The organism is Phycisphaerae bacterium, assembly GCA_035275405.1.
Lineage (GTDB): Bacteria > Planctomycetota > Phycisphaerae > UBA1845 > UTPLA1 > DATEMU01.
Genome location: DATEMU010000003.1, coordinates 708,938 through 722,928, shown reverse-complemented (window position 1 = coordinate 722,928; position 13,991 = coordinate 708,938). Strand labels below are relative to the sequence as shown.

At 60.8% G+C, this 13,991-nt stretch carries 14 protein-coding genes and 1 tRNA gene; 6 read left to right on the top strand and 9 right to left on the bottom strand.

What is annotated here, in order from left to right; genetic code table 11:
* Positions 1-12: 12 nt before the first annotated feature.
* Complete coding sequence (locus VJZ71_04970) at positions 13-1,281, bottom strand: 3-hydroxyacyl-CoA dehydrogenase NAD-binding domain-containing protein (protein ID HKQ47398.1); 1,269 nt, start codon at positions 1,279-1,281, stop codon at positions 13-15.
* Positions 1,274-2,074 carry an enoyl-CoA hydratase-related protein gene (locus VJZ71_04965; protein HKQ47397.1) on the bottom strand — a complete coding sequence of 267 codons (801 nt, stop codon included), beginning with the start codon at positions 2,072-2,074 and terminating at the stop codon, positions 1,274-1,276. The genes VJZ71_04970 and VJZ71_04965 overlap by 8 nt, the downstream gene beginning before the upstream one ends.
* A 163-nt stretch (positions 2,075-2,237) precedes the next feature.
* Here VJZ71_04965 and VJZ71_04960 point away from each other — a divergent pair, with 163 nt between their 5' ends.
* Positions 2,238-2,480 carry a hypothetical protein gene (locus VJZ71_04960; GenBank protein ID HKQ47396.1) on the top strand — a complete coding sequence of 81 codons (243 nt, stop codon included), beginning with the start codon at positions 2,238-2,240 and terminating at the stop codon, positions 2,478-2,480.
* Between the two features lie 11 nt (positions 2,481-2,491).
* Here VJZ71_04960 and VJZ71_04955 read toward each other — a convergent pair whose 3' ends face one another.
* Positions 2,492-3,265: an enoyl-CoA hydratase-related protein gene (locus VJZ71_04955; protein HKQ47395.1), complete on the bottom strand. Its 774-nt coding sequence runs from the start codon at positions 3,263-3,265 to the stop codon at positions 2,492-2,494.
* A 256-nt stretch (positions 3,266-3,521) separates the two neighbouring features.
* Here VJZ71_04955 and VJZ71_04950 point away from each other — a divergent pair, with 256 nt between their 5' ends.
* On the top strand, positions 3,522-4,487 hold the full coding sequence (locus tag VJZ71_04950) for a sensor domain-containing diguanylate cyclase (GenBank protein HKQ47394.1): 966 nt from the start codon (positions 3,522-3,524) through the stop codon (positions 4,485-4,487).
* Between the two features lie 46 nt (positions 4,488-4,533).
* Here the strand turns inward: VJZ71_04950 and VJZ71_04945 are convergent, their stop codons facing one another.
* Genes VJZ71_04945 through VJZ71_04935 form a run of 3 tightly spaced genes read right to left on the bottom strand, consistent with a single transcriptional unit; the run spans position 4,534 to position 6,067 of the window.
* On the bottom strand, positions 4,534-5,370 hold the full coding sequence (locus VJZ71_04945; protein HKQ47393.1) for an enoyl-CoA hydratase/isomerase family protein: 837 nt from the start codon (positions 5,368-5,370) through the stop codon (positions 4,534-4,536).
* A gap of 24 nt (positions 5,371-5,394) precedes the next feature.
* Positions 5,395-5,715 (bottom strand): HPF/RaiA family ribosome-associated protein, encoded by a 321-nt coding sequence (locus VJZ71_04940; protein ID HKQ47392.1) that lies wholly within the window; start codon positions 5,713-5,715, stop codon positions 5,395-5,397.
* A 43-nt stretch (positions 5,716-5,758) separates the two neighbouring features.
* On the bottom strand, positions 5,759-6,067 hold the full coding sequence (locus tag VJZ71_04935) for an EthD family reductase (GenBank protein ID HKQ47391.1): 309 nt from the start codon (positions 6,065-6,067) through the stop codon (positions 5,759-5,761).
* Positions 6,068-6,202: 135 nt separating this feature from the next.
* On the opposite strand from VJZ71_04935, the gene VJZ71_04930 reads away from it, so the two are divergent.
* Positions 6,203-7,858: an NAD+ synthase gene (locus VJZ71_04930; protein ID HKQ47390.1), complete on the top strand. Its 1,656-nt coding sequence runs from the start codon at positions 6,203-6,205 to the stop codon at positions 7,856-7,858.
* On the opposite strand, the gene VJZ71_04925 is transcribed toward VJZ71_04930, so the two are convergent.
* The 3 genes from VJZ71_04925 to VJZ71_04915 all read right to left on the bottom strand — a co-directional run bounded on the left by VJZ71_04925 (position 7,859) and on the right by VJZ71_04915 (position 11,737).
* Positions 7,859-10,066 carry an Ig-like domain-containing protein gene (locus tag VJZ71_04925; GenBank protein HKQ47389.1) on the bottom strand — a complete coding sequence of 736 codons (2,208 nt, stop codon included), beginning with the start codon at positions 10,064-10,066 and terminating at the stop codon, positions 7,859-7,861. It lies immediately after the preceding gene.
* Between the two features lie 188 nt (positions 10,067-10,254).
* Positions 10,255-10,327 (bottom strand) — tRNA-Glu (locus tag VJZ71_04920).
* Between the two features lie 108 nt (positions 10,328-10,435).
* The gene (locus VJZ71_04915; GenBank protein HKQ47388.1) at positions 10,436-11,737 is read right to left on the bottom strand and encodes an MgtC/SapB family protein; all 1,302 of its coding nucleotides are present in this window, start codon (positions 11,735-11,737) and stop codon (positions 10,436-10,438) included.
* Between the two features lie 363 nt (positions 11,738-12,100).
* Between VJZ71_04915 and VJZ71_04910 the strand changes: the two genes are divergently transcribed.
* The 3 genes from VJZ71_04910 to VJZ71_04900 are packed head-to-tail and all read left to right on the top strand — an operon-like array spanning position 12,101 to position 13,981.
* A complete protein-coding gene (locus tag VJZ71_04910; protein HKQ47387.1) occupies positions 12,101-12,559 on the top strand; it encodes a DUF6677 family protein in 459 nt (152 codons plus the stop codon).
* A gap of 2 nt (positions 12,560-12,561) precedes the next feature.
* Entirely contained in the window at positions 12,562-12,795 is a 234-nt protein-coding gene (locus tag VJZ71_04905; protein ID HKQ47386.1) for a hypothetical protein, read from the top strand.
* Positions 12,796-12,811: 16 nt separating this feature from the next.
* The gene (locus VJZ71_04900) at positions 12,812-13,981 is read left to right on the top strand and encodes a DUF1573 domain-containing protein (protein ID HKQ47385.1); all 1,170 of its coding nucleotides are present in this window, start codon (positions 12,812-12,814) and stop codon (positions 13,979-13,981) included.
* The last annotated feature ends 10 nt before the right edge of the window (positions 13,982-13,991 follow it).

Sequence of the window (13,991 nt, the reverse complement as noted above, 5' to 3'; positions counted from 1 at the left end):
AAAAGGCGATCGCTAGAGCCAATGGTGCAAAAAGCCTTGCGCGGTCTTTTCACCCAAGTCGCCATTGGCGACATGCTTTTCCAGCAAGGGCGCGGGCTTGAAACGCTCGCTCCCGGCGGTCTCCCGATGAATTTCCTTCATCAGGTTCAGCACGACATCGAGTCCGACGAAGTCCGCCACGTCCAGCGGGCCGTCGGGATAATTGAATCCCAACTCCATCGTCAGATTGACGTCGCGGGGCAGCGCAATTGTCTCCGCGACAATTGACGCCTCGTTCATGACGGCGAGCATTACACGGGCATAAAGCCACGTGGCCCGGTCGGAGGGTTTTTCGAGCGCCTGAGCAAACGCGGCCAGAGTCGGCGTCGGTGTCCAGCGCGAAGAATCCTTGGGCCGGCTCTCGTACGCGAGAACCGGTTCGCTGCCGGAATAGTCGTAGAACCCGCGCTTGGACTTGCGCCCCAGATGACCCTCCGCGACCAGCTTCCGTTGGATCGCGCTGGGTGTGAACCGGCTGGGTTTGCCAAAGTCGGCCCACACCGACTCGGTCACTTTGAGGTTGATGTCCAGACCGATCAGGTCGAGCAGTTCGAAAGGCCCCATCTTAAAGCCCCCGACAGTTCTTACCGCCGCGTCTATCGTACGTACGTCTGCCTCGCCCGATTCCAGGAGAGACAAGGCCTCCAGATAAAACGGCCGATTCACGCGGTTGCCGATGAACCCCGGCGAGTCCTTGACCTTGACCGGCGTCTTGTCGAGTTTCGTGCAAATCGCTCGCGCGTCGACCATTGCCTGTTCGTCCGTGGCCGGTCCCTGCACGAGTTCGATGAGTTTCATGACGGGGGCAGGATTGAAAAAATGCATCCCCAGGAATCGCCCGGCGTGAGAAAGTCCTTCCCCCAGCTTGCCGATGGAAAGACTCGAGGTGTTGGACGCCAGGAGCATCCTCGGCGAGGCCAGTTTATCCAGCTCGGCCAGGATCTTGTTCTTGAGCGCGAGGTCTTCCGGCACGGCCTCGATGACGCATTCGGCGTCCCGGAGGTCATCGTAGCCCGTGGCGACCTTGAGCCGACTCATCGTGGCATCGCGGTCGTGGCGGGGGAGCTTGCCCCTGGCCACCCGTTCGTCGAGGCGCTGGCCGACCTTCGCGTATGCCGACTTGACCAATTCCGGATTCGTATCGAGCGTTTGTACGACAAAGCCCGCCGCGGCAGACGCCTCGGCGATTCCCGCACCCATCGTTCCGGAGCCAATGACACCAATCAACCGTTCGCTACTCACCGATGAACTCCGGAGTCCTTTTTTCCAGGAACGCCTTGACGCCCTCGGCGTAGTCCTTCGTCTGGCCGGCGACGCCCTGGAGCTGTGCTTCGTACTCGAGTTGCCCCTCCAAGTCGCGACCCAGGCCGGTCAGGATCGCGCGCTTAGTCAGTCCGAGCCCCTTCGTGGCACCCTTTGCCAGGGCCCTCGCCCATTCCTGCGTCGCCTTTTCGAGTTGTTCGGGCTCTGCCAGACGATTCACCAATCCTAAATGCAAGGCCACGTCGGCGGCAATAGGCTCGCCCAGCCAGGCGATTTCCAGAGCCTTGGCCGTGCCGACCAGACGTGGGAGCGTCCACGTCATGCCGCTATCCGGCACCAGGCCAATCTTGGAAAACGCGCCGACAAACTTTGCCTTGGTGGAGGCGATCCGCAGGTCGCACGCCAGGGCGAGGCTCCATCCCGCTCCCGCCGCGACGCCATTAATACTCGCTATCGTGGGGATTTCCAGCGAGGCCAACGCCATGATGATCGGGTTGTATTGCTTGCGAAGCGCTCCGGTGAAATCAAAGCCATCCTTGCGCTCCGTCGCTTCTTTCAGGTCCTGACCGGAACAAAACGCCCGGCCGCTTCCGGTGATGACCAAGCATCGGACGCCTCGATCCCTCGCCACCTGTTTCAACTCGGCCGCTATCTCGGACTTCATCCGCGCGTCGAGCGCGTTGAGATCGTCCGGGCGGTTGAGCGCGATCGTGCGGACCACCTCCTCAGTACGGACGATCAGTGTCTGTGCCTCTTTCGGTTGCACTGTCATGTCTCCTATTTTGGATCAAAGCCCACGGATATGCAAACCCGACCGATGTGCATCGGGAACGGTTCGGTTGGAACAATTCCCCCTTTCGCGTCGACTCAAGGAATCTCTCGCCCATCACTAGGATTCCTTCAACAACAGAGTGGACGGCCCGGAGAACAACGTGATGCGCTCTTCACCAATAGTCTTGACGATTCCGGTGCTCCTGGCGGGACTTGCCTTTGGATGCAATGGCGATGGCCACCATCATCATGCCCGCAGCAGTCGCGTCGTCTATGTCAGTGACCGGGATTACCGGTCGCACTGGCGAGAGAATTATCGCGATCGGCGGGAACATCGCCGAGTCTGGGATGACCGGCGCAGCCACCACCGGCATGGCCGGCGCGATCGATTCGATCGCAGGTGGTAGAGGTCGCCCGGTTACTTCCCCTTGTATTGGGCCTTGCGCTTCTCGACAAACGCCTTCATGCCCTCCTTCTGATCCTCCGTAGCGAAGAGCATGTAAAAGAGATTCCGCTCGTAATCGAGCCCGTCGGAGAGCGACGTCTCAAACGCCCGGAGGATCGCCTGCTTGGCGACACGCACCGCGACCGGTGAACGCTCGGCGATTTCCCTGGCCATCGCGACGGCCTCCTGCAAGTACGTTTCCACCGGCAATACGCGCGTCACCAGCCCGACTTGGTGCGCCTCCTGCGCGCCCATGAATCGCCCGGTCAGAATCAGCTCCATCGCCCGGTACTTGCCGACGGTGCGGCTAAGCCGTTGCGTCCCGCCGGCCCCCGGCATGACACCGAGGTTGATCTCCGGCTGCCCGAACTTGGCTGTCTCACTGGCAACGATGATGTCGCAGTGCATGGCCAGCTCGCACCCCCCGCCAAGGCAAAAGCCGCTGACCGCCGCGACGATCGGCTTACGGACGCGCTTTATCCTCTCCCATCGGGCAAGGTTGTTCCGTTCGTACATGTCCACGACGGACGCCTCGGCCATCTCCTTGATGTCCGCCCCCGCCGCAAAGGCCTTGTCGCTGCCGGTCAGGACGATGCACCGCACGGCGGGGTCGTTGTCCCACTTTTCAAAGAGGGTGATTAGATCGTCCATCGTCGGGATGTTGAGGGCGTTGAGCACGTCCGGTCGGTTGAGCCGGGCGATGGCTACGTGGCCGTCAAGCTGGGTCAAGATGAGATCTGTCGCCATTAGGAAACTCCGTTAGGTTACGTCGCATCATGGTAGCAATTTGCCATCAACCTCGCGAGGGGGCCACTGCGCAACGAAATGTCAGGACGCCGAATCTATTTGCCGGTCCTCGCAATGGCATTCTCGGTCCCTCCTCAATGTCCGTCTCCGTAGAATGCTAATCACGGCAGTCGCCACACCCGATAAGACTCGCAGTGGGCCAATACCGTCGGGCCGTCCGACCTTCGAGAGCCGCTGGCGCTCATGGGAGTTCTCCATGGAGTTTGAGTACGATATGTACCGGGAGGTCCTCGACCAGGTCGCTGACGGCGTCTATTTCGTTGATCCGCAGCGCCGCATCATCATGTGGAACAAGGCGGCCGAGCGGATTACCGGATACAGCGCCGCCGACGTGGTCGGGCGGCGATGTTCCGACAACATCCTGATGCACGTTGACGACCAGGGCACGTGCCTATGCCTGCACGGCTGCCCGCTCTCCCAATGCATGGCGGATGGCAACCGCCGCACCGCAAAGGTGTATCTGCATCACAAAGATGGGCAAAGGGTGCCCGTGGAAATGTCGGCGTCCGCGACGTTGGACGGGCAAGGGCGGATCATTGGCGCCGTCGAGACGTTTCGCGATGTTTCAACTCACCAGGCGGAATTAGAACGCCTGCGCGAACTCGAACAACTCGTGTTTATCGACGAACTGACGGGCGTGGCCAACCGCCGATTCCTGGAAGCATCGTTGCGGGCGCGCCTGGCCGAGGTGCGTCGCGGCGACTTGCGGTTCGGTTTCCTCATGATCGACCTCGATCACTTCAAACGGATCAACGATCGCTTTGGTCATCAGATCGGGGACAGTATCCTGAAGGTGGTTGCCGCCACGCTCAGCGGTGTCTCGCGACCGTTCGATCTCGTCGCCCGATGGGGCGGAGAGGAATTTGTCGTCATTATTACCAAGGTCGCCCCGGAGCATCTGGAGCTGGTTGCCAATCGGCTTCGAATCCTCGTCGCCCATTCCGGCCTCAAGACCCGCGGCAATCCCCTGAGCGTCACCATCTCCATCGGCGCTACCATAGTGGCGCTCGACGATGACCTCGAGTCCCTCATGGGACGAACCGACAAGCTGCTCTACGCTGCCAAAAATGCGGGGCGTAATCGAGTCGTCACTGATTGTGTCCAGACTTCGACCACGATGACCCCGTTGGAGTTCACGGGCCAACTCCCCATTCTGAAATAAGCTGTTTGCCGACGCGCCTTCGCCCCGCGCCCGTCGTGCTTTCGACTTATTCAATCTTACGTCGCGCTTTTTCGTAGTCCACCGGCCGCTTTTCCACGAAGGCCCGCATCCCCTCCTCAACTTCCGGCGACAGGTTGTTGAGCGCCAGAAACTCCTTCGCATGGCCGATCGTCAGGTGCCACGACAGGTTCCGCCAGAAGTTAAGCTGCTCCTTGGCGTACCGCAGGCAGACCGGGAGCTTGTTGATGAGCTTCGTGGCCATTGCATCGACGGCCGCGTCGAGCTGCGTCCGCGGCACGACCTGATTGACCAGCCCCCACTCCAGCGCTTTGGCCGCCGGGATGTCCTCGCAGAGAAACAGAATCTCCCGCGCCCGCCGGTCGCCGACGAGAAGCGGCAGGAACTGCGTCGCCCCCGCCGCCGCTACGCTGCCACGAGCGGCACCGACCTGCTTGATGATGATGTCGTCCGCCGCGATGGCCAGATCGCACGACAGGTTGAACTCGTTGCCGCCGCCGACGACCATGCCGTTGAGCCGCGCGATCGTCGGCTTGCCGATGTTCCGCAGCCGCTCGTGGCACTCGATGAAGAGGCCCATCCACTTCCAATACTGGTTCGGCTTGCCGACGAACTCCTCAGCCTGCTCCTTGACATCCGCCCCCGTGCAAAAGGCCTTGTCTCCCGCCCCGGTCAGGACGACCACGCGAACGTCATCATCCCATGCGGCGTCTTGAAACGCCGTGTTCAACTCGAGGAGCATCGCGCCGTTGACGGCGTTGTGCACTTTGGGGCGATTGAACGTGATCGTAGCAGTGAGGTCGCGCTTCTCATATTTGATGAGCTTGAAGCCGAAGGATTCGGCGGGTTTGCCGTCATAGGACATTGATCACGCTCCACCGTGTTGGGATCACCCTTCTCCCACGCCGCGCTTCCGCTTGCTTAATTGACGGCTGAGCGACGCCCGCACGCGATCGAGGGCCAGCGCGATCGAGGCCTTGAAATCGTCGCTCACCTCGCTGATCCGCACCGGGCCGCCGCGGAGCTTCAACTCGATCGAGCACACCTTGTCGTCCTTCTGCTTTCGCGGGCCCGTTTCATCGACCAGCCGGACCGTGGCGCTGCGAATGTCCGTCGCGTAGCGCCGCAGCGCAGTTTCAACCCGCTGCTCGGCATAAGCTCGAAGCGCCGTTCCGTTTCCCACTCCGCGCACTACGATCTTCAGATCCATGATGGCCTCACCTCCCCCGCCACTATCGCAAGATTAGGCGGGCCTACGCCTCCACGACCTCGGTGAAAAACATCCGCACGTATTGCCCGGCGAAGCCCATCAAATCGGCCGCGGCGGCCTTGCCTTCGGGGCTCTTCATCGCCGCCTTCAATCCGTCCATATCCTTGAAGTACATGTGCGCCGCCAGGTACGGCGTTTCCGTCCCCGGCATCGGCGAGCCGGTCACGCGCTCGATCTCCGAGCGAATCAGGCCCGGCATCTTCTTGGCCAGTGCGAGATGTGTTCCGAAATAGTGTTTCTCGAACGCCGCCGGGTCTTCCGGCTTGCGATAGACCGCCACCAATTTCACCATGATTGTGCTCCGTTCTGCTTCCGACCAATCGTCATTCTGAATTCCAACACCCACTTTACTGTATCCGATGCGAGAAGGACGTGCCAACAAGGGGCCGCTACAGCGCGCCCACATCGCTCGCTATACTCTCTCAACATGATTGTCGCGCTGGCCCAGACCAACCCCGTCGTCGGCGACATTGCCGGAAACTGCGAGAAAATCCGTTCCATCGTGGCGCAGGCCGCCGCCGCGCGGGCCAACCTCGTCATCTTCCCGGAACTGGCCGTTTGCGGCTATCCGCCCAAGGACCTCGTCCTCAAGCCCAAGTTTGTCGAGGCCAACGAAAAGGCCGTCGAGGAATTGGCGGCTAGCGCCGCAAACGGCCCTGCGCTTTTGGTTGGTCATGTCCGCCGCAATACCGCTCCGGTCGGCCGCAGCCTGCGCAACGCGCTCGCTCTGCTCAGCGGCGGCAGAGTTGCCGACATCTTTCACAAATCACTCCTGCCCACCTACGACGTCTTCGACGAGCACCGTTACTTCGAACCCGCCGAGCGCGCAGGAGTGGCGACACTCGACGTGGCCGGTCGTCCGATCCGGCTCGGTGTAACCATCTGCGAAGACCTCTGGAACGACAAGCGGATCTTTGAGCGGCCGCTTTACCATCGCAATCCGATCGACGAACTCAAGACCGCCGGTGCCGAGATCATCGTCAACGCCTCCGCCTCACCCTTCGTCGTCGACAAACAGGCCTTTCGCGAACGCCTGCTCGGCAGCCAGGCCGCCGCCACCGGCCTGCCGGTTATCGTCGTCAACCAGGTCGGCGGCAACGACGAACTCATCTTCGACGGGGCAAGCTGCGTCTTTGACGCGGACGGCCGACTCGCCGCCCGCGCGAAGGCGTTTGAGGAGGACCTTCTCCTAATCGATCTTGTCCAACCGGGCGACGCCCGGTGCGAGCGGTATCCGGAGGCGCTGGAATCCGTCTGGCAGGCGCTTATCCTCGGCACGCGCGATTACGTGCGAAAATGCGGCTTCTCCGACGTCGTCATTGGCCTTTCCGGCGGCGTGGATTCCGCCCTGACCGCCGTTCTGGCCGTCGAGGCCCTTTCCCCCCGTCAGGTTCACGGCATCGCTATGCCCTCCCGCTACAGCAGCGACCACAGCCTGCGCGACGCCGAAGCCTTGGCGAAAAACTTCGGTATCGATTACCGGGTTGTTTCCATTGAGGGAATGCACAGGGCGTTCGAGAAGGACCTGACGCCGCTCTACGGCGGTCGCCCGCCGGACACGACCGAGGAAAACGTCCAGGCCCGCATTCGTGGCAACATCCTGATGAGCCTGTCCAACAAATTCGGCTGGTTGCTCCTCACGACCGGCAACAAGAGCGAGCTGGCCGTCGGCTACTGTACCCTGTACGGCGACATGTGCGGCGGCCTGGCGGTCATCAGCGACGTGCCCAAGACCATGGTGTATGAACTGGCCCGCCTCTACAACCGCGGCGCGGGACGGGCAGTCATCCCGGAATCGAGCCTGACGAAAGTCCCATCGGCGGAGCTACGGCCCGACCAGCACGACCAGCAGACGCTCCCGCCCTACGACGTCCTCGACGCGATTCTACACCAATACATCGAGCAGGAGAAAAGCGCGGATGAAATCATCGCCGCCGGCTTTGACCCTGCGATTGTCCGAGATATCGCCCGCAAAGTGGATCAGAACGAGTACAAGCGCAAACAGGCCGCGACCGGCCTGAAGGTCACCAGCCGCGCGTTCGGCGTTGGCCGGCGCATGCCCATCGCGGCGAGGTTTAGCTGATCATTCCGATCCCTGCGGGCCGATGTCCGGCGGGCTGGGCAAAAGCGTTCCATCAAGATGGAAGTCGATGCTCTGACCAAACTGGGTGGTAAAGATCGTGTAAGCGTCGTCTGGCCATCCGGCGCCCAGGACCGGGCTGCCCGGCTGCACATGGAAATTTCCCGCACGAGCATCAACGAATAGCGGATCGGCAATCAACGAACCGGCGCCGAACCCCGTCGCCGCGAATAAAGACTCGATGGTCGAATAGTTTGCATCCTGCAATCCCGGCGTCATGATGTTGATGCGGACCGTGCCGACGTCTTCCCAATGCAGGTTGTGGTCGATCGTCGTATAGGGGTCGATGGTATCGGGCTGCACCACAATGTGCGTGGCGTCGAACCCTGTCAGCAATCTCACACGCTCGGTTAGATTCGCGATGATGTTATTGCGTACGACGGTCACGCATCGCTCGGGCTCGTTCACGATGCTGAGGCCGACCCAGATTCCGCGATCGCAGTTGTAAATTGCGTTATTGATGATCCGCATCTGCGAGCGCGGAGCGTTGAATATTGCCGAGCTGCTTTTATCTCCCTGACCGCGAATGGTGCGGATATCAAACAGGATGTTTCCGATGACGTACGACCGGGAATCCACGCCGACCGGGAACGAGCCCAAGATGTTCTTATGGGTGATTCCATACTCCGCGTCGTATATCTTGTTAAACAGTACCCAGATGTTGTCAGAATAAGGCCAGTCGTTGGTGGCGTCGTCGTTGTGAATGGTGATCGCATCGCCCTGAGAGGAATCGGACAGCCTGATCGTATGGACGATGTTTTGCGAGATAACGCCGTTGATGCAGTGCTTCACGTCAATGGCGTTTTCTTTGCAGTGGTGCAGGTAGTTGCGGCCCAGGAAGATGTCTCTCGACGGCGCTTGGTCAGACAACGCATTGGACCGCGTCAAGCCGGTCGCGTCGCCATGGATGTGATGGATATGGCTGTCCAAAAGCCAGCCGTAACGACTGTTACCGGCGAAGCCGCAACCTCCATAGTCGACCGAACCTGAGTAGTCGTTCCAAACGCCGAAATTGCGGACCTCGATGTCGTACATGACGACCTGCTGCGTCAAATCGCTCGGGTTATTGGGCGACCCGGCGACATGGGAAATGTCCGCCATGATGCCGGCGGCGCCATATTGGCTGTTTGCGGGACAATCCCTGATCAGGATATGCCGGGCGGCCATGTGATGGTAGGTCTCGAACGGCGTGGTTCGCTCTTGAAACTGCAGCCACACACCTTCGAGAGTCTGTGTCCCGAAATCCCGGCAATCCCACTCCAAGTTCTCGCAAATCACGTAATTGGACTCGACCTTCAACGAGCGACGGAGCACCGGCTTGGTCAATGCGTTGGCGCCGCGAATGAAAATCGGTTGAGCGGCCGTTCCCGAACCATGAATCGGGATTCCAGGTCGATAGTCGTATCCCGTCCCATGCACCTCGACCACGCTGCCCGCCGGCAGCTCCGCCGGAAATGTCTTACGCGGGTGGTCCGCCGTGCCATAGGGGTTGTTCACGTCGGTCCCGGTTGTGTAGTTCAAATAATGCGTGTAAGGCCCGTTGCCCGCGTCGTGGTACGGCTCGGGGCCCAGCCCATAGTCAAACGTGGCGTTGGCGTACATCCAATGCGACTCGACGATCCCGAACTCGGGGCTGGGAATTCCTATTGGCGGATCGTAGTTCGTGTTTACCGTAAGCTGGATCGTCCGACGCAGGGACGTGCAGCCGTACTTGGCTTCATACGAGAACGAATCGGGGCCGGTGTAATCCGCGTCGGGAACATAGGCGACATTAGGAACCGTCCCGATCAATCGGCCGTGGGCAGGTCCCTGCGTTATGGCAAAGGCCAACGAGTCGTACTCGACGCCGGACTTGTACGCCTCCAGACCAATGAACTTCTGACGATTGGCGAGCACGCTGTAGTGGCCACTCTCCAATGCAATAACTTGAACGGAGTTTGGAGGGCATTCACTTCCGTCATCAGCTGGATCAGTGGCTTCATCCGGATTCGCGGTCGTGTTCGTTTGAGTATCGTCTACGGGCGTTATTAGATCGTCCGGAAGGACACCGTCGCCCGGCTGACACCCCCAGCCCAGGCCAAGCATGGACCCCAGACCAATCGACACGATCAGCGCCCATGCGAATCCGCGCCATTGTCGCCCGAGGACCATGCCTCAATCCCGCGATCAGCCGCCTGCACGGCGGCCTGAGTCACCTCCCATCGTTCGCCCGCAGCGCTTGGGCGGAACTTCTTTTTCCAAACGAAACATAACATTGGTTTCAACCATGAGGCCGAATCACCGACTTGGACCAATAAAAAAGCCTCGACGACTCTTCATCGCCGAGGCCTGTGCTTAAGCACCCCCACGGGGACTCGAACCCCGGTCTCCAGGATGAGAACCTGATATCCTAGGCCACTAGACGATGGGGGCCGGACAGGCCCGGCAATCTTTCTTGATCCCGGGCCAGACTTAAGGAGGACGAAAACATTAAAGCAATTTGCCCCGGCCTTGGCAAGTCGGCATCAAAAGGCTCAAAAGTCATCGGTCGAACGGCAAGGACGTTGCCGGCGCGCTGGTCGTCCGTTGGGTTTCCGCAGCCTGCTGCGGAGTCCACCACAGCAATGCGATCCCCACCGCAAGGTGGATCGCCATGAATGGCGCGAGGCGCAGGAACAGACGTCGGCCTCCAAGCACCCCTGCCAGTACGGTCTTGAAAACGGTATTCGCAATCAGCGCGATGAGGATGGCCCGTACCCCTATGTCAGGACCCAGCGAGCCGTCAGAAACAAGCTTGCCGGTCGAGAGCGCAATGGCGTCCAGGTCAGGCAGACCGGAAATGAAGGCGATCACGTAGATGCCGCGATCGCCAAAATAATGGCGCCCAGCGGCGGTTGCCAGAAGGACCGCGGCGAAAAGCACGGCGAAGATCAATGCCGAGCTGAGTTGGGTGGGATTCTTCTGGGCCGGCAGGGGCGCCGAGTCTCCACCGGACTTCATTCGGGCGATCAAAGCGCACCCCAGACCCACGGCTGCAAGGATGCCAATCGGTCCGGCAAACGAAAACCAATGAGCGCGCGCGGCTACCCAGAGAACGATGAGCAAACGAACGCACAGGATAGTGGAGGCGATGATGATGGCCAGGGTGGCGAAGGGGGCGGAGGCGGGCGCGTCGCGCGTTCGGCGCGCAAAGCTGACTGTCGTGGCGGTGCTGGAGATGAGCCCTCCCAAAACGCCCGCGAGAATGGTCCCTTTGTGATGACCCAGCAGGCGGTAGGCGACGTAGGCGGCCAGGCTGATGCCGACGATAAAGACGACCAGCAGCCAGATCTTTTGGGGATTCAGCGCGCCAAACGGACCGTACGCGCGGTTGGGGGCGACCGGCAGAATAATGAGGGAGATCACCGCGAACTGCATGATGGCGTGGAGATCAGCGTCGTCCATGCGTTGTGTGAAGCGATGGAGGACGCGCTTGGCATGGAGTAGTACCGCCGCGGCGGCGCCAACCGCCACGGCCGCGGAGCGCGGGCCGAAGACGACCAGCGCGCCGACGAAGAACATCAGGACCATCGCGGCTTCGGTCGTGACGCCCGGGCGCGCCTGGCCACGGGTGCGGGACCAGTTTCCCATCATTCCCAGACCGACGACCGCGAGAAGCCCGGCGACGACGGCCCAGGCATTCACCGGCGCGGGAAGCGAGGCCGCGACCGTTCCGGCGAGCGCAATGAGCGGGAAGGTGCGAATCCCTGCGATACTGGAGCCGACCCGCTCGCGCTGTAGCCCGACCAGGAGGCCGACGCCGAGTGAAAGGGCCAGATCGAGGAAGACCTTGGTCGTATCCACTGGGAAAGTCTAGCGAATCCGGATTAACTCCACAGTAATCGTCTTGGATCGGCCTGCCCCCGGTGTCCTTCTCGGCTGGAAGCCCGGGGGCGAGCCCGATATACTCACGTCATGCCGATATTTGAGTTCCACTGTTCGAGTTGCGGGGAGGATTTTGAAGAGCTGTTGGCCTCCCGGAGCGAACGAGATCAAATGAAATGTCCGTCCTGCGGAGCCGGGAGCATCGGCCGGAAATTCAGCGTGTTCTCAGCCCGCTCGACACAGACAACGGGCTCGCCGAGCTTGGCCCCCAGCGCCTGTAGGCGCTGCGGTGATCCCGATGGCCCCTGTAACAACTAACACCGAACTGCACACTAGACCAACATGGCAGCAACCAAGACCATAGAGACGATTCCCGAGCGATCGGCTTCCGCGCCTCTCGCCGCCGTGCTCGCCTGGGTTGTGCCCGGCCTCGGCCACTGGCTGCTCGGCGAACGCCGGCGAGGGATCATCTTTTTCGTTGTGATTACCGTCACATTTTGGGCCGGTATCGCCGTAGGCGGGGTTCGCACGACGATCACGCCAAAGGAAAACGGCGCCTGGATTGCCGCACAGCTCTGCGCCGGACCGCAGGCCTTGGGTGCGCTCTATTGGAGCAACTATCGAGGCAAGCAATATCCGGACGAACTCAAGGCCGGCTATCCCGGTTCCAATATTTCTGTGGTGTACGCAGGCGTCGCCGGTTTGTTGAACCTGCTCATTATCATCGACACATTGGCCCGCGCAGAGGCGCGCCAGGCCGTGGGGCAGCCCCGACCGCCGCCGGGAAAGGGGGGCGGGTAATCATGGGCATGGAGCTGCTTCAATCCCTCTTTGTGAAACCGATCCCTGTCACCGGCCTGGGCCGACTGGGCATGTTGCTGCCCCTCGTCCTGAGCATCAGCATTGTTTACAAGACAATCCGCTGCGACCGGGTCAGCCAAATCCCTGCGGCCAGCCTCTTTCTGTGTTTCACCATTTTGGTCTGCATGGGCCTGATCGGCGTATTTCTTCTTGCGATGTTTAATTTACTGGCATGATCGATTGCACAATCCCATGACTCAAGTCCATATTCAATCTCGGCGGCATCGTTCTCTTGTTCTGGGGGCGTTTACCATCCTGGTCGCACTCGGTTCTTCTTCATCCGCACAGGAGCCGAAGCCCCCCACCCCACCCGCAACGACCGGTCCAAAATGGCAAGCCGAGACCTTTTACGATTTCGGCGAGGTCTGGGCCGGCGTCACGGTCACCAAGCCGTTTGAGTTCAAAAACGTCGGAAACGAACCGCTCAGAATCCTCGAGGCCAAGCCGCGCTGCAGTTGCTCGGTCGCCGAGAACTACACCCGAGAAGTCCTGCCGGGACAAGCGGGCGTCATCCCCTTCAAGCTCGACACCACGGCAAAAAACGGGCGCGTGGACGAGACGCTCGCCATCAAGACCAACGATCCCGTGAATCCTGAGATGGTGCTGCGGCTCGTCGGCGTGGTGAAGATGATTTGCCGCGTCGAGGTGATTCACGACGGCGCCGTGCGCGAAAATAGCCCGGAATTGATGAAGATCCGCGCCGCCGGCGGGCATTTCGGCCGCGTGACGGCCGATCAGAAGCTGGAACGCCTGCTTCGCATCACCAACCTGTCCGGCTCGCCCCTGACGCTCCAACCTATATCAACCCCCTCGGCGGAATCGCGGTTCCGGACGCACTTCAAAGAGACCAAGCCTCAACAGGAATGGGAACTGACGATCCGCGGAGATCCTCCGTTTCCCGAGGGCTCCAGCACCGATCAGCTCCTGTTCAAGACGAATATCCCCAGCTATGAAACCTATCAGATCAAAATCTCCGCCTACGTGCCGCCCCGGGTGGAAGTCATCCCCCAGAAAATCGTGATCGATCCGGCCTATCCACCGGTCGCGACCCGCATCGTCCGCGTCAACAACAACGGCAATACGCCACTGGAAATCACCGCGATCGCGGCGTCCGACCCATCCTTCCATCTGAGCCTGATGCCCGTCAGTCCCTCGCAGCCGACCACGCGCGCCGTGCAGGTGATCATCCCGCAGGACTATCGACCGCCTGAATACGGTGAATTTGTTCGGATCAACACGACGGACAAGGAAAGGTCGCAGATCGACATCCCCGTGCTTCCGGATATGTACAAGCCGCCGACGCCCCGCCCGGCTGACAAGCCGCTCACGTTCCACTCCGGCAGTATGCCGGTAAAGAAGTAGCCGGCCGATT

Bases quoted from the DNA above. Each gene is read 5' to 3' on its own strand.
- VJZ71_04965 (HKQ47397.1), bottom strand. From the start codon at position 2,074: ATGACAGTGCAACCGAAAGAGGCACAGACACTGATCGTCCGTACTGAG.
- VJZ71_04960 (HKQ47396.1), top strand. From the start codon at position 2,238: ATGCGCTCTTCACCAATAGTCTTGACGATTCCGGTGCTCCTGGCGGGA.
- VJZ71_04955 (HKQ47395.1), bottom strand. From the start codon at position 3,265: ATGGCGACAGATCTCATCTTGACCCAGCTTGACGGCCACGTAGCCATC.
- VJZ71_04950 (HKQ47394.1), top strand. From the start codon at position 3,522: ATGGAGTTTGAGTACGATATGTACCGGGAGGTCCTCGACCAGGTCGCT.
- VJZ71_04945 (HKQ47393.1), bottom strand. From the start codon at position 5,370: ATGTCCTATGACGGCAAACCCGCCGAATCCTTCGGCTTCAAGCTCATC.
- VJZ71_04940 (HKQ47392.1), bottom strand. From the start codon at position 5,715: ATGGATCTGAAGATCGTAGTGCGCGGAGTGGGAAACGGAACGGCGCTT.
- VJZ71_04935 (HKQ47391.1), bottom strand. From the start codon at position 6,067: ATGGTGAAATTGGTGGCGGTCTATCGCAAGCCGGAAGACCCGGCGGCG.
- VJZ71_04930 (HKQ47390.1), top strand. From the start codon at position 6,203: ATGATTGTCGCGCTGGCCCAGACCAACCCCGTCGTCGGCGACATTGCC.
- VJZ71_04925 (HKQ47389.1), bottom strand. From the start codon at position 10,066: ATGGTCCTCGGGCGACAATGGCGCGGATTCGCATGGGCGCTGATCGTG.
- VJZ71_04910 (HKQ47387.1), top strand. From the start codon at position 12,101: ATGGCAGCAACCAAGACCATAGAGACGATTCCCGAGCGATCGGCTTCC.
- VJZ71_04905 (HKQ47386.1), top strand. From the start codon at position 12,562: ATGGGCATGGAGCTGCTTCAATCCCTCTTTGTGAAACCGATCCCTGTC.
- VJZ71_04900 (HKQ47385.1), top strand. From the start codon at position 12,812: ATGACTCAAGTCCATATTCAATCTCGGCGGCATCGTTCTCTTGTTCTG.